Annotated in this window: 19 protein-coding genes and 1 pseudogene; 11 read left to right on the top strand and 9 right to left on the bottom strand. The window is 62.0% G+C overall.

Annotated elements, in window-relative coordinates:
* Window positions 1-27: 27 nt before the first annotated feature.
* The 6 genes and pseudogenes from ACEWQ0_RS00760 (at window position 28) to parC (ending at window position 8506) form a co-directional block, all read left to right on the top strand.
* Complete coding sequence (locus ACEWQ0_RS00760) at window positions 28-705, top strand: class I SAM-dependent methyltransferase (RefSeq protein ID WP_476484192.1); 678 nt, start codon at window positions 28-30, stop codon at window positions 703-705.
* Window positions 683-1489 carry a class I SAM-dependent methyltransferase gene (locus ACEWQ0_RS00755; protein WP_476484191.1) on the top strand — a complete coding sequence of 269 codons (807 nt, stop codon included), beginning with the start codon at window positions 683-685 and terminating at the stop codon, window positions 1487-1489. Before ACEWQ0_RS00760 ends, ACEWQ0_RS00755 begins: the two co-directional genes overlap by 23 nt.
* Window positions 1490-1792: 303 nt before the next feature.
* On the top strand, window positions 1793-3625 hold the full coding sequence (locus tag ACEWQ0_RS00750) for a S8 family peptidase (RefSeq protein WP_476484208.1): 1833 nt from the start codon (window positions 1793-1795) through the stop codon (window positions 3623-3625).
* On the top strand, window positions 3591-4973 hold the full coding sequence (locus ACEWQ0_RS00745) for a spondin domain-containing protein (RefSeq protein WP_476484190.1): 1383 nt from the start codon (window positions 3591-3593) through the stop codon (window positions 4971-4973). The genes ACEWQ0_RS00750 and ACEWQ0_RS00745 overlap by 35 nt, the downstream gene beginning before the upstream one ends.
* 52 nt (window positions 4974-5025) lie before the next feature.
* Window positions 5026-6106, top strand: a pseudogene (locus tag ACEWQ0_RS00740) (IS630 family transposase).
* A 150-nt stretch (window positions 6107-6256) separates the two neighbouring features.
* Window positions 6257-8506: a DNA topoisomerase IV subunit A gene (gene parC / locus ACEWQ0_RS00735; protein WP_476484189.1), complete on the top strand. Its 2250-nt coding sequence runs from the start codon at window positions 6257-6259 to the stop codon at window positions 8504-8506.
* 9 nt (window positions 8507-8515) lie between these two features.
* Here parC and ACEWQ0_RS00730 read toward each other — a convergent pair whose 3' ends face one another.
* From ACEWQ0_RS00730 to ACEWQ0_RS00705, 6 genes are all read right to left on the bottom strand, one after another.
* The gene (locus tag ACEWQ0_RS00730) at window positions 8516-9382 is read right to left on the bottom strand and encodes a DUF3014 domain-containing protein (RefSeq protein WP_476484188.1); all 867 of its coding nucleotides are present in this window, start codon (window positions 9380-9382) and stop codon (window positions 8516-8518) included.
* 102 nt (window positions 9383-9484) lie between these two features.
* Window positions 9485-10147, bottom strand: coding sequence for a class I SAM-dependent methyltransferase (locus ACEWQ0_RS00725; protein WP_476482920.1), 663 nt, complete (start codon window positions 10145-10147; stop codon window positions 9485-9487).
* A gap of 164 nt (window positions 10148-10311) precedes the next feature.
* Window positions 10312-10698: a 3D domain-containing protein gene (locus tag ACEWQ0_RS00720; RefSeq protein ID WP_476484187.1), complete on the bottom strand. Its 387-nt coding sequence runs from the start codon at window positions 10696-10698 to the stop codon at window positions 10312-10314.
* 75 nt (window positions 10699-10773) lie between these two features.
* Complete coding sequence (locus ACEWQ0_RS00715) at window positions 10774-12750, bottom strand: acetyl/propionyl/methylcrotonyl-CoA carboxylase subunit alpha (protein ID WP_476484186.1); 1977 nt, start codon at window positions 12748-12750, stop codon at window positions 10774-10776.
* A 167-nt stretch (window positions 12751-12917) separates the two neighbouring features.
* Entirely contained in the window at window positions 12918-13712 is a 795-nt protein-coding gene (locus ACEWQ0_RS00710; protein WP_476484185.1) for an enoyl-CoA hydratase-related protein, read from the bottom strand.
* A 55-nt stretch (window positions 13713-13767) separates the two neighbouring features.
* A complete protein-coding gene (locus ACEWQ0_RS00705; protein ID WP_476484184.1) occupies window positions 13768-15375 on the bottom strand; it encodes a carboxyl transferase domain-containing protein in 1608 nt (535 codons plus the stop codon).
* A 432-nt stretch (window positions 15376-15807) separates the two neighbouring features.
* Here ACEWQ0_RS00705 and rpsO point away from each other — a divergent pair, with 432 nt between their 5' ends.
* The 4 genes from rpsO to ACEWQ0_RS00685 all read left to right on the top strand — a co-directional run bounded on the left by rpsO (window position 15808) and on the right by ACEWQ0_RS00685 (window position 21320).
* Complete coding sequence (gene rpsO, locus ACEWQ0_RS00700; protein WP_476481339.1) at window positions 15808-16077, top strand: 30S ribosomal protein S15; 270 nt, start codon at window positions 15808-15810, stop codon at window positions 16075-16077.
* 93 nt (window positions 16078-16170) lie between these two features.
* Complete coding sequence (pnp, locus tag ACEWQ0_RS00695) at window positions 16171-18273, top strand: polyribonucleotide nucleotidyltransferase (protein WP_476484207.1); 2103 nt, start codon at window positions 16171-16173, stop codon at window positions 18271-18273.
* Window positions 18274-18464: 191 nt separating this feature from the next.
* Complete coding sequence (locus tag ACEWQ0_RS00690; RefSeq protein ID WP_476481338.1) at window positions 18465-18854, top strand: DUF6165 family protein; 390 nt, start codon at window positions 18465-18467, stop codon at window positions 18852-18854.
* A 117-nt stretch (window positions 18855-18971) separates the two neighbouring features.
* The gene (locus ACEWQ0_RS00685; RefSeq protein WP_476484183.1) at window positions 18972-21320 is read left to right on the top strand and encodes an Ig-like domain-containing protein; all 2349 of its coding nucleotides are present in this window, start codon (window positions 18972-18974) and stop codon (window positions 21318-21320) included.
* A 14-nt stretch (window positions 21321-21334) separates the two neighbouring features.
* Here ACEWQ0_RS00685 and ACEWQ0_RS00680 read toward each other — a convergent pair whose 3' ends face one another.
* The gene (locus tag ACEWQ0_RS00680; protein ID WP_476484182.1) at window positions 21335-22387 is read right to left on the bottom strand and encodes a glycosyltransferase family 9 protein; all 1053 of its coding nucleotides are present in this window, start codon (window positions 22385-22387) and stop codon (window positions 21335-21337) included.
* Window positions 22388-22424: 37 nt separating this feature from the next.
* Between ACEWQ0_RS00680 and ACEWQ0_RS00675 the strand changes: the two genes are divergently transcribed.
* Window positions 22425-23108 (top strand): 3-deoxy-D-manno-octulosonic acid kinase, encoded by a 684-nt coding sequence (locus tag ACEWQ0_RS00675; protein WP_476481335.1) that lies wholly within the window; start codon window positions 22425-22427, stop codon window positions 23106-23108.
* Window position 23109: 1 nt separating this feature from the next.
* On the opposite strand, the gene ACEWQ0_RS00670 is transcribed toward ACEWQ0_RS00675, so the two are convergent.
* Both ACEWQ0_RS00670 and ACEWQ0_RS00665 read right to left on the bottom strand, forming a co-directional pair.
* Window positions 23110-25446, bottom strand: a complete 2337-nt coding sequence (locus tag ACEWQ0_RS00670) for an AAA family ATPase (RefSeq protein ID WP_476484181.1) — start codon at window positions 25444-25446, stop codon at window positions 23110-23112.
* Between the two features lie 70 nt (window positions 25447-25516).
* Entirely contained in the window at window positions 25517-26470 is a 954-nt protein-coding gene (locus tag ACEWQ0_RS00665; RefSeq protein ID WP_476484180.1) for an alpha/beta fold hydrolase, read from the bottom strand.
* Between the last annotated feature and the right edge of the window lie 46 nt (window positions 26471-26516).

Genomic DNA, 26516 nt, shown 5'->3' with positions numbered 1-26516 from the left:
TGCCTTCAGGCCACCCAGGTCATTCCCGTGGCTGATTCACGCATTCCGCAGACCTCGCAGACCGGCCCGCACCGGCGGCTCGAGGAGACCGTGCTGCGCCATCTTCGTCACCAGTGGCGGTCACCGATCCGTGATTACAGCCGCCGCGCCTTCGACGAGCTGGCTGTATCCATTGATCCCAACCTCCCGCTGGTGCTGGACTCGGGCTGCGGTACCGGGGCTTCGACCGCTCTGCTGGCGTCCAGGCATCCTGACAGTCTGATCATCGGTGTCGACAAGAGCGCCGCTCGCCTGGCCCGGCCGGTTGAGTTGCCAACCAATGCCTGTCTGATTCGCGCCGAACTCGCCGACTTCTGGCGTCTGGCCATTCAGGCAGGCTGGCAGCTTGCGCATCACTATCTGCTCTATCCCAACCCCTGGCCCAAGCCCGGGCACCTCAAGCGGCGCTGGCATGGCCACCCGGCTTTCCCCGATCTGCTTGAATTGGGTGGTCGCCTGGAGTTGCGCAGCAACTTCGAGCTCTACGTCGACGAGTTTGCTCAAGCGCTGGCGCTGGCCAGAGTGACAGACGTGAACGTGGTATCTTTTCTGCCTGACGAGCCAATCAGCCCCTTCGAGCGCAAGTACGCGCACAGCGGGCATCGCTTGTTCCAACTCACCGCCAACGTACAGAGGGAACATCATGAAAGCACTGCAGGCAGGTAGTTTTGCGATTTCGGCGCTGTTGCTGGCCGCTTCGGCGCTGGCCGACGACAAGCTCGAAGGCGTGATCGAAAGTTCGGAGCGTCCGTCTTCGGAAGCTGAGCGGGATCAGTATCGCCATCCCTACGAGACGCTGATGTTCTTCGGCATCAAGCCAGATATGACCGTGGTGGAAATCTCGCCCGGCGGCGGCTGGTATACCGAAATACTGGGGCCCTATCTGGCCGATGAAGGTGAACTGATCGCCGCTCACTGGAACATGGAGCAGGAAGACCTGCCCGGCTACTACGAGCCCGGCATGGCGAACTTCAAGGAGCGCATCGCAGCCGAGCGCTTTGGCGACATCGAGATCATCGCCTTCGACCCGCCTGAAATGACCGATCTGGGCGAGCCCGGTTCGGCCGACATGGTGCTCACCTTCCGCAATGTCCACAGCTACGCCGATGATGGCGGTTTTCGCGCCATGGCCAAAGCCGCCTGGGAGATTCTCAAGCCCGGCGGCGTCTTCGGCGTGGTTGAGCACCGGCTGCCCGAGGATCATTCCGGCGATTCGCACATGGCCGGCGGCTACGTCAAGCAAAGCTGGGTTGTGGGCGTGGTCGAGTCCGAAGGCTTCGTGCTTGATGAGGCCAGCAAGATCAACGCCAACCCCGACGACAGCGCCGACCATCCCAACGGCGTATGGACCCTGCCGCCGACGCTGAACGTGCCCGAAGGCGAGGACGAGGAGAAGTATCGGCAGATCGGCGAAAGCGATCGCTTCACTCTGAGGTTCATCAAGCGCTGATTGGCGCAGCCAATCAGCGTCCCGGCCGCAGCGAAGCGAAGAGCCGGGACCTCCTCAAGGAGGCACTGCGCTCAATCGAAGCCGCTCAAGGCGAAGCGAAGAGCCGGGACCTCCTCGAGGAGGCAGTACGCTCAATCGAAGCCACTCAAAGCGAAGCGCCGAGGCCGCGTCACGAACATGTTGTGACCAAGCGCACAAGCGATAGTACGTTTTTTGAAGTGAAAGCCGCCAGCTTGCATATCTTCAAACGCTGGTATAAGTTGCTTTCAGGGGTGGCAGCTTAAGGAGTCAAAATTGTATCTGATGCGGGGTTTTGCGTTTTTCTTTCTTTTGTCATCTTCGCTGAGCGGACTTTCAGAATCGGTACGAGCCGCAGATATGGCTGCGGAAAACCTTCCGGCTCCCAGGGTTGTATTGGAACGTGACGCAGGAGGTCGTTTGCAACCGGTCGGGGAGTCACCCGGATTTGCAGCGCTATATCAGGAGGTGCGCAGTGGCGCGCCGCGGCGAGTGTTGATCGGCCTTCGTACCCCTTTCGGTCCTGACGAAATCAATCTCCACGGCCCGACCGGCGCGGAGCTCTATCATGAGAACGCCCAGCAGGCGAGAGCGCGGTTTTTGGAAGATCTTCGAGACTTCCTCCCAGACCGAGATGGCAGAAAGGTTGAGGAACTACCGGAGCTGCCGTATCTCGTACTGTTTCCAGATGAGACGTTGCTGGACTTGGTTTTCGATCACCCGGATGTTGTGTCGATCAACACCGAAGGTGGAGGTAAGCCACAACTGAATGGAACTATTCCGTTTATAGGCGCTGACGAGGCGCACTTCCAAGGCTATGATGGAACTTGGCAAGCCATTGCTGTGATCGATACTGGCGTCGATCGCACGCATCCCATGCTTTCTGGGAAAGTGGTTTCAGAAGCTTGTTATTCCAGCACTGCCTATTCTCCGAGTGGAAATATCTGCCGTGCGGGCAGCTATGGCTCTACTGTGACCAACAGTGGCGGACCTTGCACCCTGGAGCCGCAATGCTCGCCTGGCCATGGTTCGCATGTGGCCGGCATCGCGTCGGGCGGTTCAGTCTCTCCCGGGGGTGGGGTGCCCGCGTTGAAGGGAGTGGCCAGTGATGCCGACATAATCAGTCTGATGGCATTGAGCTACGTCAATAGCCCAACTCTATGTGTCTCGAGCCAAGACTGCGTTTACTATCTTGAATCCTCTGTTGTGTCGGCTCTAAATCGGGTCTATGCACTGCGCACCAGCTACCCTATTGCAGCAGTAAATTTGAGTCTGATCCTGACTGTCTCGGCTAGCGACTACTCTTCATCTACCTGCGACGGCTCGTGGACTGCAATGCGTGACGCGGTGGCGTTGCTGAACAGCGCAGGTATCCAGGTCTATGCTGCATCGGGGAATGCCGGTGGTTACACTGCTTTCCAGAACAAGATCGGCCCGCCTGCATGTCTCAGCAAAGTGATCAGTGTCGCCGCTACCGCCAGGAAAACCAACACTTTTGCCTCGTATTCTAATGCTGCCGGAATTCTGGATATGCTGGCACCAGGTGCTTTAAGTACTCAAGGTGGTAGCAGTACCTGTCGAGACATGTTTACTTTGGTCGAAGGGATCTGGTCCGCCTATTTTCAGAGCGGTTGCAGTGACCGCTATTTGCGTGACGCGGGCACCTCCATGGCGGCTCCTCACGCGGCTGGCGCGCATGCCGTCCTGCGTGATCGCTATCCGGGTGCTACGGTAACCGCGCTTTCCGACTGGTTGCTGGCTTCCGGTCATCCGATCAGCTTCTCTCAAGGTGGATCTAATTACACCAAACCGCGAATTGACCTCGATTCCGCCATGACCCCTCCGCCGGCGCCAAGTAGTGGCCCGAGTGGTGGCTCTGTCAATTGGTTTGCGTGTTTCGGTCAGAACATGGCTTCCTGGAATGCGGTTTCCGGTAGCGTTAGCGAGTATCAGTTGCAGGGCGTCAATTCAAACTGGACCTACTATAGCGGGCCTGCCACCAGCCAGTTCGTGAACGTTACTCAGACCGAGAATTTGCGTGTGCGCGCCTGCAATACCGTTTCCTGTGGGCCTTGGGCGATCATTGGCCAAGCCACCTATCAGCCGTACTGTTATTGATATGTTTGCATTCTTTAATCAATTGGGCGTTTTTCGAGGGTTCTTGATGCTCTCGCTGGTCTTGGTTTTTGTTGATTGGGTGAGAGCACAATCGCAGAGCCCGCCAGACCGGTATTGGCATCTTGAAGTGGAAGATTTGCGGACAGATTCCGACCATGGTCTTCTCAATGATCGAGTGTATTTTGTATTTCACGACGGCAATTTTGATCTGTTTGACTTCGGCAAGCCCGCGCCGGAAGGCTTGCGTTGGTTTGCCAACCATGGGTATATCGACAAGATACTTGAGCAACTTGACGACGAGAGCAAGTCAGGTTGGCGTGTCGAAGATGTTTTGCTGGCTAACCCCGGGTTCGACGGTGACAATTCATTCGTGTCGCCACCGGGGCCGTTCCTTCATCCCGAATCCGATCGATACTTGACTTATTTCTCCCGGCTTTATCCCAGCGATGATGCCTTTGTAGGTAATGCAGATTCCAAGCGCTATGAACTGTTCGACGAAGACGGTCATTTCAGGGGGCCGCTCGTGATTGATATTTATGGTTCCGATGTGATCGACGCCGGAACCAAGGATAATCTGGAGCAGGATCTGATTGCTCTGGACCGGCATTTCTTTGATGAGCGGGGAAACCCGGAGACAGCACCATTTACTACCAATCCGGTGATGCCGCATCCCGGATTCAATGGTTCTCATGGCAACCCGGATGGGGAGCCAGAACGCTTGATGATCGGCGGCGAGATCTATTGCCAGGAGACTAGAAGTGGTGATGAGTTGTGTCATGAGTATGACCCGGACCAGATTGACTTCAGCAAGCCGGGCACGCCATTGATGCGTTTGCGAGTTAATCTGGTTGGTCCTGGGCCTCATGGCGCCTGGTCGGGCAGCTACTACGATCCATCTCGATCCGGCGAAGGGTTCAATTTCGAATTCTTTGATACGGATCCGCCCAAAGCCGTATTCTACTGGTACACCTTCAAGCCAGACGGAAGCGGTGAGCCGATGTGGCTCATTGGTCAAGGTGAGGTGAACGGAGAAGACTACTTCTTTTTCGACTTTGATATCTACGAGGTCGATGGTGGCTCTATGGCGGCACCAACTAATCCGAAAGAAAGCGAGGCGGCACTCTGGGGGGAGGCGACGGTGTTCGTGCAATCAAATTTATCAAGTCCGGCGTGCCGCAACCTCACTGTATACCTGACGCCTCTTGAAGAGGATCTTGAATTGGATTTGCCTAGTGGGTCTGGAATTGGTCGCTACCGATACGATTTGGAGAGGCTTACTTCAAGCCTTACCGGGCTGGACAAATACTGCGGCAACAGCAGCGGTGTGCGCGTTTCGGTACACCCCTAGTGGGGGCGCGGAAAGTTAGGTGACAGACGTTGTTTTGCGCTATGCTGGCCGCATGTCTACATTAACTTCACGCTCGTTTTCATTGCCGGCTAAAGATCGCAGGGTCTTGGCCAATTGGCTGCGTTCCACGACGCTTGCGCAGGGGCTTTCAGTCCGAGCCCGTATTCTGTTGGATCTGCATGACGGGCTCTCGCCAACCGAAGTAGCCAATGCTCAGCGGGTCTCTCGCAAGACCGTCTACAAGTGGATCAAACGCTATGAAGAATACGGCGTGGATGGCCTGTGAGGATCAACCCCGCTCTGGCCGTCCCAGCGTAATCGGGCAAAAGATCTTCGAGCGCGTCCTGAAGTTGACCACCGAGCGGGTCCCGCATGAGGCTACGCATTGGAGCATCGCATTGATGGCGAAGTATGCTGGCATCACCCAATGGCAGGTTCGGCGAATTTGGGCCGCAGCCGATCTCAAACCACACCGCATCAAGACCTTCAAGATCAGTAACGATCCCGACTTCGCCGAGAAGGTTACCGACATCGTTGGGCTGTATATGAACCCGCCGAGCAACGCGCTCGTGCTGTCGGTCGATGAGAAAACGCAGATCCAGGCACTCGATCGTACTCAACCCGGCCTGCCATTGGCGCCTGGCCATGTCGGCAGCCGCACGCATGACTACAAGCGCAACGGTACTGCCAGCTTGTATGCGGCTTTCAACATTCTGACCGGCGAGGTCACAGGGGCGGTCCGGCCCAGCCACAATGCTCGGGAGTTTCTGAAATTCCTTAACACGATCAAACGCAACGCACCTGCTGATCAGGATATCCACATCATTCTGGACAATCTCAGCGCTCACAAAACGCCGGCTATCAAGGCATGGATGGAGAAAAACCCCCACATCCATTTCCACTTCACCCCAACTAGCGCATCTTGGTTGAACGCAGTTGAAGGATGGTTTGCCCAACTGGAGCGTCGCTCACTCTACCGTGGCGTCTTCACCAGCGTTGCTGAACTCAAGGCCGAGATCAAACGGTTCATCCGAGTACACAACTCAGAACTTGCTAAGCCATTTCAGTGGACCAAGGATGCCACAACCATCATCAAGGCTGTGAACCGCGCAAAGAAGGTGTTACCTAATTAACCGCGTGCCCCACTAGCGGGTCGGTTGCGTGATGGCTGTCTTGGTGGATTGACTTCTGGAGGGAGGGGGCAAGTTCGCACAGCGCTCTAGCGGTGCTTTCAGTCGAATCAGTCTGGCAAGAACACCCTTTCTGGGCGACAATTCCACGCCATGAGCGAAATCAAACCTGTTTCCGGCGACTTCGAACAACAACCCCTGCGCACCTACGCCGAGCGCGCCTACCTCGACTACGCGATGTATGTGGTGCTCGACCGTGCCCTGCCGCACCTGGGCGACGGCCTCAAACCTGTGCAGCGGCGCATTGTCTATGCGATGAGCGAGCTGGGGCTGAGCGCGGCCTCCAAGCACAAGAAATCCGCTCGCACGGTGGGGGATGTAATCGGCAAGTTCCACCCGCACGGTGATTCGGCCTGCTACGAGGCCATGGTGCTGATGGCCCAGCCGTTTTCCTATCGCTATCCGCTGGTCGACGGGCAGGGCAATTTCGGCTCGGCCGACGATCCAAAATCCTTTGCCGCCATGCGCTATACCGAATCGCGGCTGGCGCCGTATGCCCGGACCCTGCTGGCCGAACTGGGGCAGGGCACGGTCGAGTGGGCGCCGAACTTCGACGGCACGCTCAAGGAGCCGACGCTGCTGCCGGCCAGATTGCCCAACGTCCTGCTCAACGGCGGGCAGGGCATTGCCGTGGGCATGGCCACCGACATCCCGCCGCACAACCTCAACGAGGTGGTGTCGGCCTGCGTCCGCCTGCTGGAGGCGCCGAAGAAAACCACCATAGCGGAGTTATGCGAACACATTCCGGCGCCGGACTTTCCCGGCGGCCCGGAAATCGTCAGCTCGCGCGATGAATTGCTGCAGCTCTACGCGACCGGTTCCGGCGGTATCCGCCAGCGCGCGAGGTGGGAGAAGGAAGGCGAGGAGATCATCATCACCGCGCTGCCCCACCAGGTTTCGCCGGCCAAGGTACTCGAACAGATTGCCGGGCAGATGCAAGCTAAAAAACTGCCCTGGGTCACCGACTTGCGCGACGAATCCGACCACGAGCACCCCACGCGCCTGGTGATCGTGCCGCGCTCCAACCGCGTCGATATCGAACAGTTGATGGACCATCTGTTCGCGACCACCGATCTGGAAAAGAGCGCGCGCATGAATCTCAACGTCATCGGCCTGGACGGTCGGCCGGGCGTGCGCAATCTCAAGGATTTGCTGATCGAGTGGCTGGCATTCCGTCGCCAGACGGTGACCAGGCGGCTGGAATTCCGGCTTGATCAGGTTGTCGATCGCCTGCATATTCTCGACGGCTTGCTGATCGCCTATCTCAATATCGACGAGGTGATCCAGATCATCCGCACCGAAGACGAGCCCAAACCGGTGCTGATGGAGCGTTTCGGCCTGACCGGGACGCAGGCAGAAGCCATTCTCGAGCTGAAGCTGCGCCATCTGGCGAAGCTCGAGGAGATGAAGATCAACGGCGAGAAGGACGAGCTCGAGGCCGAGCGCCAGCAGATCGAGGCCATTCTCGGCTCGCCGAGGAGGCTCACCCGCCTGATCCGCGACGAGCTGCTTGAAGATGCGGAAAAATACGGCGACGAGCGCCGCTCACCGCTGGTCGAGCGCGCCGCCGCCCAGGCGCTGAAGGAAACCGACCTGGTGCCGTCCGAGCCGGTGACCGTGGTGTTGAGTGAAAACGGCTGGGTACGCGCGGCCAAGGGCCACGACATCAAGCCCGAGGAGCTCAACTACCGCGCCGGCGACGCCTGCCTGGCCGCTGCCCGCGGCCGCAGCACGCAAACGGCCTGTTTCCTCGATTCCAGTGGCCGCAGCTATTCCCTGATCGCGCACGAGCTGCCGTCGGCGCGCAGCCTGGGCGAGCCGCTGACCGGGCGATTCAGCCCGAAACCGGATGCCGTTTTCAAGAGCGTGGCCCTGGGCGCGCCGGAAGATCGCGTGCTGCTGGCCTCGGACGCCGGCTACGGCTTCATCACCCGGCTTGAGAACCTGCACACCCGCCAGAAGGCCGGCAAGCAGATGCTCACCGTGCCGGCCGGCTCTGGCGTGTTGCCGATTGCGCCGTTTACCGAAGATGATGAAGCCGTCATCGTCTGCGCTACCAACGAAGGCTATCTGCTGGCTTATTACCTCACCGAGCTGCCCGAGCTGAGCAAGGGCAAGGGCAACAAGCTCATCAATATTCCGGCGAAGGCGAGCAAGGCTGGCGAAAAAATGGCCGGCGCGATCGTCATCGCCGCCGGCGAGGACTGTCTGGTCTGGGCGGGGCAGCGCTACCTGCGCATGAGCTGGGCCGACACCGAAAACTACTGGGGCGAGCGCGCCCAGCGCGGCAGAAAGCTGCCCAGAGGCTTTCAGAAGATCAGCCGGCTGACTCTCGCTGAGTGATACCGGCGCCTATGTGCCGGGCGTGCTTTCCGTGATGCTGGTCTTGAACTCTCGCAGCCAGCGTTTGATCATTGCGGCGTGTCGCGGCCCCGTGCGGATCAGAAGCTTTCGCCCCCAGGACTGATCCTGCAGCGATTGATCAGCAAAGCGCAGATGGCCCTCCCAGGGTACGACCTCGATCGGCAGCTCGACTTCCGGCGTGGCCAGCAGGTGGTCGATGATATCGATCAGCCGATCGTTGAAATAGGGTTCGGTCTCGCCCAGCTCCTGCCAGGCCTGCTGGAAGAGCGGGTGGTAGCGGGCGTAAACGGCCGCGGCCTGTGCCGGCGGCACCGACCCGAGTGCGGCAACATGGTCGGCATAGCGTTGGGCGTTGGCCTCCGTCCAGAGCCGCGTTTTGCTGTCCTTGCGCTTGTTGACCACGGGCGCTGTGGTCACCGGGCTGACGGGCCAGCTTTCGAGTGCTGGTGCCTGGCCATCGAGGCTGTTGACCACAGCCACGGTTCGGGGAATGACGAATTCCGGCTTGATCCACTGGCGCGCAAGCGAGCCGTCAAACAGGTTGGCAATGGCCTCGAGTGCGCTGGCGTCGCTGTCGTCCAGTTCCGGAAGCGGGGGCAGTGGCTCGTGGTCCGGTTCGAGCTTGTCGGCCGGCAGCGCGGGTTGCTCCTGCGCTGGTTGTCGGGGCGTCTTGTCGGCAGTGCCGGCCGACGACGGCGGCGCTCCGGGCTGTGGATAGCGCGGCTCTGGCGGTGCGGTTCGGGGCAGGGAGCTCGCGTCGGGTTGCGGCGCGAGCTCCGCCTGACGCCGTTGCTCCATCCACCACAGTCCGCCGACCAGTATCAGTACGATGATGACGCTGACGATCCACCGCATGGAAAACTCCCGATCCGAGCCTACAGCTTCAGACCGTCTGGTCGGCGTCGGGTTCGCGGCCTGGCGCCCGCTGGGAAGAGCGCGGCCCTGGCCGTGGCCGCCTCATCGTCGCAACAGCCGCGCCACTCGCTCGCGCAATGTCGGGCGTTGCCGGAGCCATTTGCGGTTGTAGCCCTGCTTCCACCAGTCGTCGCCGAGCGGGTTGAACATCTCGTGCCGAGTGCGCTGGAAGAAAGCGGTGTTGCCCACACAGCGCTGCAGATCGAACATGTCGTCTGCGCACAGGAAGTCGTGCAGCCAGCGAACGGTGGGGATGTGGATGTCGTCGACGACCAACAGCCCGCCGGCGGCCATCTGCGGATAGAAGTAGTAGTACTCCATCTGCGGAAACGGAAAGCCGTGCGGGCCATCGATGATGACCAGATCGAGCGGGTGCCTGAACTCATGGCGCGGCAGCGTCGACTGCGTCGGGCCCGGCTGGAAGGACACGACGTCGGGCTTGAGCAGCTCGCTGTCGCGAACGTTTATGTAGCTCCGGCAGGGTGTCTTCTCACCGTAGTGCGAGAGGGTAAAGACGCTGTGATCCGAGCTCAGCCAGGACATCGCCAGCGTCGAGACGCCGCATCCGGTCTCGGCCGAGTGGCGGATCGGGCGTGCTTTCGCCTGATCGATCAGGTAATCGAGCGCGTCTGGATCGAAGATGCCCGCCTCGTGAAAGTCGTCGTCCAGCGCACGGATGCGCTGGAGTGCTTCGGATCGTGTCATCGGGTTGTCGTTCCGGCTTCTGGTCTTGTGTCGATTCAGACAGCTGCATGAATAACACGAAGGGCAGGAGAGGGCACGAAGATCGCGCATGATTCGCCCTTTTCCTTGCCCGCTTCGTGCCTTGCCTCGCGACTTTCGTGTTGCGCTATTGTTTTGGGCAGGCGCTACTCGTCGTCGACGTTCCAGTGAATCGTGACCTCGCGCTGGCCCCAGTTTCTGGCTCGTTTGACGTCGGTGCCCATGAAGATATCGATCTTCTTGCGCCAGCGCTTGTTCATCTTGTCGCGCACGATGTAGGTGCCCTCCAGGCCTTCGATGCGCACTTCGGTGCCGTGGTCGAGGCCGCGTCTGATCAGATCTCGCGAGACGGCAATTGCCTTCATGCCCGGCTCGAGCTGATCGCCCCAGGCAGCCAGCCCGATGTTGCCCTTCTTGGTTTCAATCTTGCGCAGGGTATAGGCGCTGGCAGATACTTCCATCGAGTGCTCCGCCTGGCAGGCGGCGGGCAGGGTCAGCAACCATGCCACGCTGGCGAGCGCGAACTTGTGCATGCCGATCTCTCTCTACTTTCGCGAGCCTCGAGAACCCGGTGTCCTCAGGCCCTGGCAAAGCCGCGTCAAGACGGGCTAGGAGTCCGTCGCCGAATCGATGGCGAGCAGCAAAGTGTCGGCTTCGACAATATCTTCTGCTGCCACAGCCATGGCGGCGATTTCGCCGTCCATCGGTGCTTTGATGGTCAGTTCCATCTTCATCGCTTCCATGATCATCAGGGTGTCGCCCGCGGCGACTGTCTGACCGGCTTTGGCGCGGATTTCGAGGATCTTGCCCGGCATCGGCGCCAGCAGACGACCGTCGCTGGCGCTGCTGTCGACAGCCGCCTCGAAGCGCGCATGGCGGCTGACCGGCCAGCGACGGTTGTCGAGACAGACTTCCAGCCCGTGGTCACCGACAAGGTGTAACTGCAAGCGGCGCCCCTGCCCGTTGAGCGTGAGGTTGAACTCGCTGGCGGTGAGCTGGCGCACGCGCGTGGGCGTAATCTCGCCGTCGATATGCAGTTGGTAGTCGCCGCCAAAGCCGGTGGCCTCCACGGTCATGCGCTGGCCGGCAGCCTCGATGTCCAGCGTGCGCGTGGCGGTGTCACCCAGGCGCCAGCTGTCGCAGGTGTCCCAGGGCGTCTGCCCGGTCGCGGCCGCTTCCTGCTGCAGCAGCCAGTATCCGGCGGCCGCGGCGAAGACCTCGCGCGGTGGCTCGCCGGCCGCCAGGATCGATGCTAGATCGCGGTCAAGCAGGCCGGTGTCGACGGCGGCATCCGCAAAGACCCTGGAGCCGGCCAGAGCCTGCAGAAAGCCGAGATTGGTCGTGGGGCCGGCGACAAAGCTGGCGGCCAGCGCCTGGTTGAGCCGTGCCAGGCAGGCTTCGCGGCTGGCGTCATGAACAACGAGCTTGGCGATCATCGGGTCGTAGTGCATGCTGACCTCGTCGCCGGTTTCCACGCCCGAATCGATGCGCACCCAGCCGGATTCGGGCAGCGCCAGCGCCTCGATGCGTCCGGTCGAGGGCACGAAGCCCTGATCGGGGTCCTCGGCATAGATGCGCGCTTCCATGGCGTGGCCCTGCGCGCTTATGTCGTCTTGCGCCAGCGGCAGCGCCTGACCGGCGGCGACGCGCAGCTGCCACTCAACCAGATCGAGGCCGGTGATGCATTCGGTGACCGGATGCTCGACCTGCAGGCGGGTATTCATCTCCAGAAAGAAGAAGTCGTCGCCGTCGACCAGAAATTCCACCGTGCCGGCGCCGACGTAGTCGACCGCCTCGGCGGCGCGAACCGCAGCTTGCAGCAGGTTCCGGCGAACCTTGTCGCTGAGGTCGGCGGCCGGGGCCTCCTCGATGATTTTCTGGTGCCGACGCTGGCTGGAACAATCGCGCTCGAACAGGTGGACGGTGTTGCCGTGCGCGTCGGCAAAGATCTGCGCTTCGATATGACGCGGCCTGGGCAGATAGCGTTCGAGGATCATGCGCTCGTCACCGAAGGCCCCCGAGGCCTCGCGCCGGGCGGCCGTCAGCGCCTCGGCGAAGTCATCGGCCGAATGCACCACGCGCATGCCCTTGCCGCCGCCGCCGGCTGCAGCCTTGAGCATCAGTGGATAGCCGACGCGCTCGGCTTCGGAGGCGAGCGTGTCGTCGCTCTGATCTTCGTCGTGATAGCCGGGGATCAGCGGCACGCCGGCGGCCGCCATCTTTTCCTTGGCCGCGGCCTTGGAGCCCATCAGCTCCATGGTTTCGGGCGAGGGGCCGATCAGCGTCAGGCCGGCCTGGCCCACAGCGCGGGCGAAGTCCGCGTTTTCAGCCAGAAAGCCGTAGCCGGGGTGAATGGCTTGTGCACCCGCATCCCTGGCGGCGGCGATGATGCGCTCACCATCGAGATACGACTCGCGCGCCGGCGCCGCGCCAATATGCACGGCCCGGTCGGCCAGCCGCACGTGGCGGGCACCGGCGTCGGCGTCGGAATGGGCGGCCACGGTTTCCACGCCAAGACGGCGGCAGGTGGCGATGATGCGGCAGGCAATTTCGCCGCGGTTGGCAATGAGGATGGTCTTGAACATGATCAATTAAACCCTGTAACCACGGGAGGGCCGGGAAGACGCGGAAAAATGGATACAGCCTTTTGAATATCGGCGTCCGAGGGAAGTCGGAGGCCTCGATTCGAGTGCGTCAGGCGCTGTTGTTGTTCATTCCGTATCATTCCGTGATTTCCGTGGTCCTTTGTTTTTCAGGAGTCGCCCGTTACCCAGGACGGCTTGCGTTTTTCGAGGAAGGCGCTGAGGCCTTCCTGGCCTTCGGCGGAGACGCGTAGGGCGGCGATCAGTTCGGAGGTGCGGCGATCGGTCTCGGGCGCCTCAAGGCGGCCGCCTGCGAGCGCCTGAATCAGCTCTTTGCAGTGGGCCTGGGCGTGCGGGCCACCGGCCAGCAGCAGGGCGACCAGGTCGTTGATGTGGCCATCAAGCTGCCCGGGGGGCACGGTGTCGCTGACCAGGCCGATATGTACCGCGCGTTCGGCGTCGATACGCTCGCCGGTGAGCATGTAATGGCGGGCGTTGTTGACACCGATGCGCGGGAGGACAAACGGTGCGATAGTGGCCGGCGCCAGGCCGAGCCTGACCTCGGTGAGCCCGAATTTCGCGGTCTCCAATGCCACGGCCAGATCGCAGCAGGCGATCAGCCCGACGCCGCCACCGAAGGCATGGCCGTTGACCCGCGCGATGGTCGGGCAGGGCATCCGGTCGAGCTTGCGCAGCATCGCGGCCAGACGCCTGGCGTCGTCGCGGTTTTCCGACTCGGTAGCCTCGGCCATGGCGCGCATCCAGTTGAGGTCCGCGCCGGCGGAAAAGCTGTGGCCCTCGCCGGTCAGAATCATCACCCTGGCATCGTTGCCGGCGACCTTGTCGAACGTCTCCGACAGCCCGGCAACGAGCTCGGCGTTGAAGGCGTTGTGCACCTCCGGTCGGTTGAGCGTCACTGTGGCGACGCCGCGGTTGTCAATATCGAGTTTCAGTAGTTCAGTCATGGCAGAAATTCAAAGTCAAGATCGAAAGTGTTCATCTGTGGAGAGAATTGCTTTTTTACATCCTGAATACGCCGAAGCGCTCGCGCTCGATCGGGGCGTTGGCCGAGGCGGCGATGGCCAGTCCAAGCACGCGACGGGTGTCGATGGGGTCGATGATGCCGTCGTCCCACAGGCGCGCGCTGGCGTAGTAGGGGTGGCCCTGTTGTTCATACTCGTCGCGGATGGGAGCCTTGAACTGCTCTTCCTCATCCTCTGGCCAGGTTTCGCCGCGTGCCTCCAGTGAGTCGCGCTTGATCGTGGCCAGTACGCTGGCGGCCTGTTCACCGCCCATCACCGAGATGCGCGCGTTGGGCCACATCCACAAAAAGCGCGGCTGGTAGGCGCGGCCGCACATGGCGTAGTTGCCGGCACCGAAGGATCCGCCGATGACAACCGTGAACTTGGGCACGTGCGAGCAGGCCACGGCGGTCACCATCTTGGCGCCGTCGCGGGCGATACCCGATTGCTCGTATTTCTTGCCGACCATGAAGCCGGTGATGTTCTGCAGGAACACCAGCGGGATGTTGCGCTGATTGCAAAGCTGAATGAAGTGCGCGCCCTTCTGGGCCGATTCTGAAAACAGGATGCCGTTGTTGGCGACGATGCCGATGGTGTAGCCGTGAATGCGCGCGAAGCCGCAGACCAGGGTGGTGCCGTAGCGCGCCTTGAATTCGTCGAACACCGAACCGTCGACGATGCGGGCGATGATTTCGCGGACATCGAAAGGGTGGCGCGTGTCGTCGGGCAGAATGCCGTAGATGTCCGCGGCCGGCCACGCCGGTTCTTGCGGCGTCGTGCTCGGCCCAAAGGCCGGTGCCGGGCGATTGAGGTTGCCGACCAGGTCGCGGGCGATGGCCAGGGCGTGGGTGTCGTTTTCGGCAAAGTGGTCGGCCACCCCCGACAGGCGCGTGTGCACGTCGGCGCCGCCCAGGGTCTCGGCGTCGACTTCTTCGCCGGTAGCGGCCTTGACCAGGGGTGGCCCGCCGAGAAAGATCGTGCCTTGTTCCCTGACGATCACTGCCTCGTCGCACATGGCCGGCACGTAGGCGCCGCCGGCGGTGCACGATCCCATGACCACCGCGATCTGCGGAATGTTCTTCGCCGACAGTCGGGCCTGGTTGTAGAAAATGCGGCCAAAGTGGTCGCGGTCGGGAAAGACCTCGTCCTGCAGCGGCAGGAAGGCGCCGCCGGAGTCGACCAGGTAGATGCACGCCAGGTGGTTTTCCAGCGCGATTTCCTGGGCCCGCAGGTGCTTTTTGACCGTCATCGGATAGTAGGTGCCGCCTTTTACGGTGGCGTCGTTGGCCACGATCATGCATTCGCTGCCGTTGACTCGACCGATCCCGGCGATCATGCCGGCGCCCGGCGCGGCATCTTCGTACAGGCCGTCGGCAGCCAGCGGGGCCACTTCCAGAAACGGGCTGCCCGGATCGAGCAGCGTGCGAACGCGCTCACGCGGCAGCAGCTTGCCCCGGTCTTCATGCCTCTGGCGCGATCTTTCAGGCCCGCCCAGGGCGGTGCGCTCCAGTTTCTTGCGCAGCTCGTCGGCCAGCTGACGGTGGTGCCGGTCGCGCGCGACAAAGTCGGCGTCCTTGCGGTTGACTTGACTGTCCAGACGGGACATGTGGGCTCCGTTTTGTCAAAGCGTTTTATTGTAGCCTGCTGGTTGGCTGGTTGGCTGGTTGGCTGGTTGGCTGGTTGGCTGGTTGGCTGGTTGGCTGGTTGGCTTGGGTCGGTGAGGCTGCGCCCGGAAAATGCGTGTCGCCGGCTGACAGCCGTTTTCGCCTTGAGTGTTGCGGCGCAGCCACCCCGCAAACCCGGGAGAGCAGGCTCAGCCAGCCAGTCGGAAAACAGGCCCGCATTCAGCGCAAGCACGCCGGCTGCATTTTTCGGGATAAAACGGCTTGTCGCAGCCTCTCAAGGGCGGGTATAATGCCGGGCTTGATGAAAACCGGCGACTGGGGCTTTTGCACAAAGCCCGACCTGGGGTCAGCCCAGGGGGTTTTCTGGAAAAGCCCGGTCGCCCGAAGAACCCATTTTTTGGAGTAGGTTGAAAATGACTCTGACCGCTGAAGAAAAGAGCCAGGTTGTCAAGGACTACCAGCTCGCCGAGGGTGACACCGGATCCCCGGAAGTGCAGGTTGCGCTGCTGACCGCGCGCATTCAGAACCTGACCGGGCATTTTGCCGATCACAAGAAAGACCATCACTCCCGTCGAGGCCTGCTCAAGCTGGTCAATCAGCGTCGCTCGTTGCTGGATTACGTCAAGAAAAAGGATATCCAGCGTTACCGCGACCTGATTGAGCGCCTTGGCCTGCGTCGCTAAGAAGCGGATTGATCCGATCGCTATCAACACCCCGGCAGCTCTCGAGCTGTTCCGGGGTGTTTTCTATTGCAAGTGCAAAGTGGAGTGAGTGAAGTGAAGAAGTTCAGCAAGACTTTCAGATTCGGCGAGCATGACGTCACGCTCGAAACCGGGCACGTCGCGCGTCAGGCCGATGGTGCCGTGCTGGTGACCATGGCCGACACCGTGGTTCTGGTGACTGCCGTGGCCCGCAAGGAAGCCAAGCCCGGTCAGGCGTTCTTTCCCCTGACCGTCAACTATCAGGAAAAATTCTATTCCGCTGGCCGCATTCCCGGTGGCTTCTTCAAGCGCGAAGGGCGTCCTACCGAGAAGGAAACCCTGACCTCGCGCCTGATTGACCGCCCGATCCGCCCGCTGTTTCCGAAAGGCTTTCTCAACGAAACCCAGGTGATTGCCACGGTGATGTCGTCGAATCCGGAAATCGATGCCGATATTCCGGCGATGATTGGTGCCTCGGCGGCGCTGTCGCTGTCGGGCTGCCCGTTTCAGGGCCCCATCGGTGGTGCCCGCGTTGGTTTCGTTGACGACGAGTATGTCGTCAACCCGACGGCCACGCAGCTTGAGGACTCCCGGCTGAATCTGGTGGTGGCCGGCACCGCGGATGCCGTGCTGATGGTCGAATCCGAGGCCGAGCAGCTCAGCGAAGAGCAGATGCTGGGCGCGATCACTTTTGGCCATGAGCAGATGCAGGTTGCCATCCAGGCCATCAGCGAGCTGACCGCTGAAGCCGGCAAGCCGAAATGGGACTGGCAGGCGCCGGAGGCGCCGGCGGGCCTCGAAGAGAAGGTCAAGAGCGCCATCGGCGATGGGCTTGAAAAGGCCTACGATCTGACCGACAAGATGCAGCGTCGTGACGCCATCTCCGAGGTCAAGAATCGTGTGGTCGAACAGCTGTGCAGCGAAGACGACGAGTCCGCACCTGCTGTCGACGAGGTTGCGGATGTGTTCGGCGCGATGGAGAAGAATCTGGTTCGCGAGCGGATTCTCTCCGGTCAGGCCCGGATCGACGGCCGTGATCTGACGACGGTGCGTCCGCTCGATATGTCGGTCGGTTTCCTGCCGCGCACCCACGGCTCGTCCATCTTTACCCGTGGCGAGACGCAGGCGATGTGTGTGGTAACGCTGGGTACCGGTCGCGATGCGCAGATCATCGACGCCATCGAGGGCGAGTACAAGGAGCCGTTCATGCTCCACTACAACTTCCCGCCGTATTGCGTGGGCGAGACCAATCACATGCTGGCGCCGAAACGTCGCGAGATCGGGCACGGCAAGCTCGCCAAGCGCGCGCTGTCCGCCGTGGTGCCCACGGGTGAGGAGTTTCCCTACGTGCTGCGCCTGGTGTCGGAAGTCACCGAGTCCAACGGTTCGAGCTCGATGGCCACGGTTTGCGGCTCCTCGCTGGCGATGATGGATGCCGGTGTGCCGATCAAGGCGCCGGTGGCCGGCATTGCCATGGGCCTGATCAAGGACGGTGATCGCTTTGCCGTGCTCACCGACATCCTCGGCGACGAAGACCATCTCGGTGACATGGACTTCAAGGTGGCCGGCTCGGCCGAGGGCGTGACCGCCCTGCAGATGGACATCAAGATTACCGGCATCACCAGCGAGATCATGGAGGTTGCCCTCAAGCAGGCGCATGCCGGGCGCAACCACATTCTCGAAGAGATGAACGCGGTCATCGGCAAGCCGCGTGAGGAAATGAGCGAGTACGCGCCACGCCTGTTCACCATGAAGGTGCACCCCGACAAGATCCGTGACGTCATCGGCAAGGGCGGCAGCACCATCCGCCAGATCACCGAGGAGACGGGAACCACCATCGACATCCAGGACGACGGAACGGTCACCATCGCTTCGGTCAACCAGGCCGCGGCAGACGACGCGCGCAAGCGCATCGAGCAGATCACCGCCGACGTCGAGGTGGGGGCAGTCTACGAAGGTACGGTGACCAAGATCATGAACTTCGGCGCCTTCGTGACCATCCTGCCCGGCAAGGATGGCCTGGTCCACATCTCGCAGATCTCCGATCAGCGCGTCGAGAATGTCACCGACGAACTGGCCGAGGGCGACAAGGTCAAGGTCAAGGTGCTCGAGGTCGACAAGCAGGGGCGCATCCGTCTGAGCATGAAAGCGCTCAAGGAAGACGAAAAGGCTTCCTGATGGCAAGATGGCGGCTGCCCGGTCTCCGGGCCGCCGCCTTGCTTGTAACCAAGAAGGACGAAAGGTTCACCAACAAGGGCTGTTTTCTTTGCGCTTCGCGCCCCGCCGTGAGCCTGGCGCTTGCTTGTTACGGAAAACCGCCGCCAGGGGTTGAACTGCGGCCCCGGCGGCCCTGACAGGGTGAATGACACATGGAACTGCTGATTCCCGTATCTCCCGGCGAGCTGCTCGACAAGCTCACCATCCTCGAAATCAAGCTCGACCGCATCGACGACGATGGCAAAGTGGCGAATGTGCGGCGCGAATACGAGCTGCTCTCAAGCGCCTGGGCGAAGGCAGCGGTCGATGACGATGAAGTCGTTGTGCTGCGCGATCGGCTGCGCAAGGTCAACGAAGCCCTCTGGGACATCGAAGATGCAATTCGCGACGAGGAGCGCGGCAGGCGCTTCGGCGACCGCTTCATCGAGCTTGCGCGATCGGTTTATGTCCGCAATGATGAACGCGCCGCGTTCAAGAAACAGATCAATGAACGGCTGGGGTCGGAAATCGTCGAAGAAAAGTCGTACCGCGATTACCGCTGACTAATCATCGCTGACAACTATACCTTCCCGAAGTTTCCGATGGTTTTCGTGGCCTTATGCACGTTTGGGTAGTAGAATTGCCTTCGTCCCCCAAACAAGAACAGCAGAGGCGCTGCGATGTTTCGCAAAATGATACTTGCTCTGGTGCTTGCCCAGAGCGTTGTTACCGTAGCCGTCGCCCAGGTCGATGACAGCGGGGAGCCCCGCACCCAGGCCGGCACACCAACCTTTCATTTCGTAGGTGATCGCTACCGTCTTGGCGTCGGGCTCGACAGCGAGTTCGATGTGGTCGGTGAGCTTCAGGCGGCCTTTTACGAGTCGCAGCGTTCAAGTTTCATCGGCGACGGCTGGCTGGGCAGCCAGGGTGCCGGTGGCGTCAAGCTCAACTATCACTGGCTGATCAACGCAACTGCCGAAGAGGGTCCCGACGGGCCGGTCTACACCGACGGCAACGTGGCCAAGCTGTTCGTTGCCGCCGACCAGAACCAGCTCGACGACCGCAAGCTGACCTTTGGCGGTGGTTGGGAAGGGCGCAACTGGGCATTCTCCGGCTACGGCATGACGGCGCTGACCGACGAGCGCCTGGTCGATCGCGTGAGCACCATCGAGGAAAAGCTGGTCACCGGTGAGATCGATGGCCGGGCATTTTCGCGCGTGGACAGTATCGAGACCGTCACCGACTGGTTCGAAGAGCCCTACGATTGGGGTCTGGGCCTGCGCGCGGAGCGCTTTTTCGACAATCCCCTGGTCCGGCTGCGGGGCGGTCTGGACTACGAAGAAGGGGACTTCAGCTCTTCTCAGCTGACGGCCTCGCTGTCGCTGGACAAGCATTTTTATCGTTCACCACACAGCCTGAGCCTGCGCACCAGCTACGCGCACAAGAGCGGCGACTTCGTGCTTGACAGTAACGACCTGCGCGGCAGCATCGTCTACAGCTTCAGCTTTGGCGGCGGCAACGGCTCATACGCCCCCGCTCGACAGTACCGTGAGGTGGAGGTCGAGGTCCCCGGCGAGCCGCGCACCGAAGAGCGCGTCGTGGCCAATGAGGTCACGTTGAGCGATCGCACCACATTTGCTTTCGACAGCTCGGCGCTCAAGCCGGCGGCAGAAAGGACGCTCGACGAAGTCCTCTCAGTGATGGCCGACGGCGGCCTGGTTGGCGATATCCAGATTGTCGGCCACACCTGCAATATCGGCACCGAAGCCTACAACCAGGGCCTGAGCGAGCGACGCGCGCGCTCGGTCGTGGATTACCTGACCGGCCAGGGCATTGACGCCGAGCGCATCGACTGGCAGGGCAAGGGCGAAACCGATCCGCGCTTCCCCAACGACAGCGAGGAAAATCGCAGCCGCAACCGCCGGGTGGAAATCAGTTTCGTGACCGAGCGTACCAGTACCGAGACCGTGACCGTGGGCCCGGACGAGCCGGCAACCGAAATCCGCCAGATCGAAGTGCCGGTCGAGGCGCCGTGGATCCGCCGCGGGCTGCGCAACCCGGTCCGTCACAAGCGCATTGTCGACTACTATCGTTATCAGGAAAGCAGCGCCAGCGTGACCGAAGGCGAGATCCAATTCGATAACCGTCCTCCGCAGGCCGTCGACAGCGAATTCAGCGTGGAAGCCGACTCGACGGATAACATTCTGGATGTTCTCGCCAACGACAGCGACCCCGATGGCGATGCGCTGACCATCATCAGCGTCTCCGAAGCCGGCAATGGCCAGGTCTCGATCAGCGGCAATCAGCTGCTGTATACGCCAGCCGCTGGTTTTATCGGCACTGACAGCTTCACATATGCAATTGAAGATGGTTTTGGCGGTGAAGCCCACGCCCGGGTCACGGTCAACGTTGACTCGTCCAACAGTCCCCCGGTTGTCGGTGACCTGAGCGTTGCCACCCTGCGCAATCAGCCGGTAGATATAGACGTGTTGGCCGATGCCAGTGATCCGGATGGTGATCCGCTCAGCATTGCCGGCTTCTCGCAGCCTGATAGCGGCACGGTCACACAGTCGGGACAGGTGTTGCGTTACATGCCCCACACTGAATTCGTCGGCACCGACAGTTTCACTTATACAATCACTGATGGCCGTGGCGGCGAGGCCTCGGCGACTGTCATCATCGACGTTGCCTTTGCCAACCGTCCGCCAGTAGCCAATCCCGATGAGGCGACCACGACTGCTGGGCAGCCGGTAACGGTTGATGTGCTGGCTAACGATTACGATCCGGATGGCGACCCGCTCGAAGTCATCGACGTGGTTCAGTGGTACGGTGCCCCGGCTGAGGAATTGACCATCAATGACGACGGCACCATCACTTTCCGCGTCAGTGACACGTGTAACGGTCGCAACCACTTCACTTATACGATCAGCGATCCGTCTGGCGCGACGGACCAGGCTAATGTGACCGTTACCAGAGTCGGGTCGGCCAGCAGCACAGATGGCGCTGCCGTGGAGTGCGGCCACTGGTGATTCAGAGTATTCAGTCAGATTTCTAGCAGGCGAGAGAGTTTGTCAACAACCATCTCCGGGGTAATGAGCTCCATTACCCCGGGGTATTCCAGGCGTCTGCCCCAGCGCAGGCGCTCGGGAGATTTCTTCTTGAAGGTTCTGGCTGCCTCGGCGAATTGATCCACCGTATGATCGAGGCTGGCAAACGGCCCCGAACGCCGGGCCCAGGTGGCCGCATACAGGCCGACCACCGGCGTACCCATGGCATCGGCGAAGTGCGCCGGGCCGGAGTCCGGCGCAATCACGCAGGCCGCGCGTTCGAGCATGGCCAGCGCCTGTTTGAGCGTGTCCTGACCCACGAGATTGTTGACCGCGTTGTTCATGGCCTGCTCGATCGCCTCGCCCAGTGCCCGCTCGCGCTCGTTGGGCCCGCCCATGAGAATGACGTCCCGCCCGGTGTGTTCAATCACCCAGTCCGCCACCGTTGCATAGTGCCGCGCCGACCAGTTGCGGCCGGGATGACTCGATGACGGGCTGATGACGACAGCGTGCTTCTCCTCCGGTTGTTGTTGCCGCGCGAACGCTCGGGCTTCGGCGGGAACAGGCAGCCGTCGATCGACGTTGGTACAGTCCACGCCCAGATGTCGGGCGAACTGCAGCAGTGCGTTCACCTGGTGCTGAAACGGCACGGCCGCGATGCGTTCGGAAATCGCCAGGCCATGGCCGAGCCGGGCGCGAGCCCAGTCGAAACCGATCCGGCGACGTGCCCGAACCAGACCCGAGACGAGCGAGGCCCGCTGCGAGACCTGTGCCAGAAGCAGCGTGTCGAAGCGGCGACCGCGGAGCTGCTGCCGCAGGGCACGAAACCCGGCAAGCCCACTGCCCTTGTCGAATACAATGAAATCCACACCCGGCAGGTCGTGCACCAGCCGGTACTCGGGCTTGCCCACAATCCAGGTCAGCACCGTGTCCGGCCAGGCTCGCTGCAGCGCCCGCACCAGCGGGACGGTGTTGCATACATCACCCAGCGCCGAAAGGCGCAGCAGGCAGATGGATGCAGGCGGCTCGTTCGTTCGGGAATCGGGCACGATGAGGTAATCGAATTACAAGGGTGACAGGGGCGCTATGCCGGAAAAGGAACTGCAAGCAGGCTCGGTACGTATTCTATATGACCCGTCGGTGCTGGACGTGGTCAGCCCCGAATGGCTGGAACCGGAATTCTGGCGTCTGCGCGGCGCGGTGCTCGATGAGTTCGGCGGCCGCGGGCAGGCACTGGCCGTTGCCAGCGACGCCGGGCCCGCGGTGCTGCGACGCTGTCTGCGCGGCGGTTTGATTGCCCGCATCAGCCGCGATCGCTATCTGTTTACCGGCTACGCCCGCAGCCGCAGCTTCCGGGAGTTTCGGGTGCTGGCCCGGCTTCACCACAGCGGCCTGCCGGTGCCCAGACCGCTGCTGGCCGGATGCGAGCGCCGCGGGCTGACCGCACGCGCTGCTCTTCTGACCCGCCTGATCCCCAACGCCATCAGCCTGCCGCAGGCTGCAGATCTCCTGGAAGCGGAGCACTGGGAGCGGCTCGGCAAAACACTGGGCAGCTTTTTCCGCGCCGGCGTAGTGCATCCTGATCTCAATGCAACCAACCTGTTGATCGACGGCGACTGCCGCTGGCACGTCATCGACTTCGACCGCGCCCGGATCGACAGCCAGCCGGTTGATCCCGAAGCCATGCTCGCACGCCTGGAACGTTCGCTCGACAAGCTGGGCATTCGCGGCCAACGCCAGCTGCTTCGAAAGGCTGCGTCATCGGCCTGATTCAAGGCTTGCTTTCCGCAAGCGCACTGCGCGCCAGGCCAAGAACGGAATCTTCCGGGAAGCCGTTCGGGGTCCACATGCCGGCAGCCTTGCCGGTCAGGCGCTCGAGCGCCTCGGCGATGCTGGCGACAGCCATGATGTGAAACTGGTCGTTGATGGCCGCCTTGATCACCCGTCTGTCGAGGTTGAGGCGGTCGCGCTCGGTCGCCGGGATGATGACGCCCTGCTTCCCGTTAAGGCCGACGTGATCGCAGGCATCGAAGAATGCCTCGATGCGTTCGTTGATCTGGTCTACGCCGCCAGGCTGTCCGCGTGCATCCACTCGGCCGATCACTGCCACCTCCTGCCTGATCGAAAGGCCCGACAGGGTAATGAGCAGACCGCAGGCCTGGCCCAGCAGGCTGCTGGCGATGTCGGCTGTATCAATCGCCGGTTCGATGGTCATCGCGGCGTGCAGATCGGGCAGCCGCTGCAAGTGCAGCAGCTCGGCAATCATCGGCAGCAGGAACTGCCGCACGGGCAGGGTCTGGCCACTGCTCTCCAGCGACAGGCTTCCCTCGCCGGCACGCGCAATGCTGATACTGAGCTGGGCGGGTGTGCCGAACACCTCTTCGGCCAGTCGTTCGCGACCGATCACGTTGAGTTGTCCGGTAGAGCGGCCACGCAGGCGGATGGCGCCGCTGTCGGCCAGCTGCTGCCGGATCAGGGCCGAAGGCAGGGCGGCCCGGCGCCGAATCCTGCCGTAGGCGGTGAGGATCTGTTCTCGACCGATCTCGCTCTCGCCTTCGTTGGTCGTCAGGTAGGCGGCTTCGCGAATGATTTCGGCGAGCCGACCGGTATGCGTGGTCAGGCGGGCCGCCTGATCCGACATGCGCGCGCTGATTTCCACCGCCGCCGCCAGGGCGGGGCGGTTGAGTGACGACAGGTTTTCGTGCTGAACCACAGCCGCGAGGAAGCGACAGGTTCGGTCGATGCCTTCGGCGTCGCGCGCGATGCTGGGCGCCAGATCAGCCAGCAGACGAAAGCGCCGGGCAAACTCACGACTGCCCGATGCAAGCTGGTGGTAGGCGACGGCGTCACCTACCAGGATCACGCCAATATCGACGGGCACCGCTTCGGGGCGCAGCGACTGCGCCGCCTGACTCCAGTCGACGGTGGGTGCAGCGATCGCCACTGTCCCTGTTCTGAGTATTCTCAAAAGCTGGCGGAACACATCGGGTTCGTCGGCCAGGTCTTCGGCATCGAGCACCAGAAAGCCGCCGTCGGCCTGAATCAGCGCGCCCGAGCGGATGCCCTGGAAAGACGCCACCGCCCGGTCACCTCTGCGCCAGGCCGGGTCGACGGTGCCGAACAGCGCGGCAGATGACGTTGAGCTGGCTGCGACCACCGGAGCACCGTCGCTGCCGTCGCGGCCCATGTTGAGCACGTTGACGCCGTAGAGCACGCTGGGATCGGCCAGGTGACGGGTCTCGTGACCGATGCGCTTTTCCAGCACATCGTCAATGACCTCGCGCAGAAAGGTTTCGACGCCGTCGGCCTTGAAGCGCTGTGAGACTTCGCCGGTCATCTCACCCATGATGCGCGCGGTTTCGGTGACATCGATCTGCTCGATGTGCTGTTGCGCCTGCTGCCACTTCTGACGGATCTGGCGCGAGATTCTCTCAAGCTCGTCTTCGTAGGAGCCGATGCGTTCCTCGAATTTCTTGCGGTCTTCCTCGGTGGCCTGCTTGCGCGCCACCATGTTGCGAAACTCTTCCTGAGAGACCGGCTTGCCCATGATGCGCACCGAAACCTGCAGGCGAGCGTTGGGGCCGGCCTGACTGCGAATCAGCGCCAGGCCTTCGGCTTCGAGTTCCTTCTCCAGCGGTCGAATCAGCATGCGAACATCGCGTTCGGCTGCTTCCCGCCGTGCCTCGCGCCGGCCGCGTATGGGATCGTTGGCCAGAATCTCGGGCAGGCGTTCGCGCACGAACAGGGCAATGCGATGCATCTGCTTCTGGAATGGTCGCCCTTGTCCCCGCGGCAGGGTGATCAGCCGCGGGCGATCGGGGTTGGAGAAGTTGTGTACAAAACAGAAGTCTCGGCGCTGCCTTGTCTTCGGTCCAAGCGTGTGGAACACACTGTCGAGCAACCGCTGGCGACCGCTGCCGCGGGGCCCACGCAGAAAAATGTGCTGGTTGTGCCCCGGGTTCGCGATGCCGTAATGAAGCGCTTCCTGTGCCGCGTCCTGGCCAAGGGTGCCTTCGAGCACCGGGATCTCGCGGGTCGAGTCACCCGGAATATCGTCCTCATCGGGCTGCCAGCGCAGCCGTTCCGGCGGAATTGCACGCCGAACCACGTCAGAATCCTTCCCGGTCTGCTTGCATGATGCCTCCAGCGTTCATGTCATCCCCACCCGGTAGGCCATATTACACGGGCGCAGCCTGATAAGTTTGTCGGCGCGCCGTGGACTCGGCAAAGCTGATCCAGGCCTCGGCGGTTCTGGCCGGCTGTTCGATCATCGGCAGGTGGCCGATGTCGGGCAACAGCAGGGCCTGGGCCTGCGGCATGCGCTCTGCCAGCAGCCTGAGGCCGTCGGGGTGCAGCACCTGATCGGCCTGTCCCCAGACAATCAACGCCGGCACGTTCAAGCCGTCGGCGAGCGTCTCCAGCGCGGTGGAGCCAAAGCGCAGGGCGTCGAAGATTGCCTGCGCGCGTTGCGCGTGGGCACCGGCGCGGTCAGCCAGCTGGCGCGCCAGGGGTGCGGGAATCCACGGCGGGCGGACGAAGCAGTAGTCCATGAGCCGGTGAAAGTCCTGGCGGTTGCGTATCACCAGGGCATTGTCACCGCCCTGTGCCACCTGTTCGAGCAGCGGCGACAGCGTGGCGGTTTGCAGGCCGCCGGGGTTGAGCAGCCACAGCGCCCGGACCCGCTCCGGCATACGTCTGGCCAGCGCGCAGGCCAGGTAGCCACCCATCGAGCTGCCGCCCAGAAAAAAACGCTCGATGCCGAGCTCGTCGAGAAGCCGCTGCACGCGTTCGGCCTGGGCTTCGATGTGATAGGCGAGCTCACCCTCGAAAAGGGTCTGACCAAAGCCGGGCAGGTCGGGCACGATGACGCGAAAGTGCTGGCCCAGGCGGCGCGACACGCGCGTGAAGTGATAGCCGTCGCCGTTGAAACCGTGCAGCAGCACAAGTGGCTCGCCGTGGCCGCCTTCGAGAAGCTGCCAGTCGATGTTGCCGCAGCGCAAGCGGCGGGCCTTGAGATGTCCTCTTCGGCGCTCGGCGGCCAGCAGCAGATGCGCCAGTGGCTTTGGCCACAGCAGCCAGAACGACGCCCAGGCCGCCAGCCCGATCAGCAATGCGATGATCCAGATCATCATGGCAGTATGCGACCCTCTTTCGACACTGAGATTCGAGGATAACCCA

It is taken from the genome of Wenzhouxiangella sp. YN9, assembly GCF_056324165.1.
The sequence above is the reverse complement of the archived record's forward strand: the minus strand, read 5'-3'. Positions and strand labels throughout refer to the sequence as shown.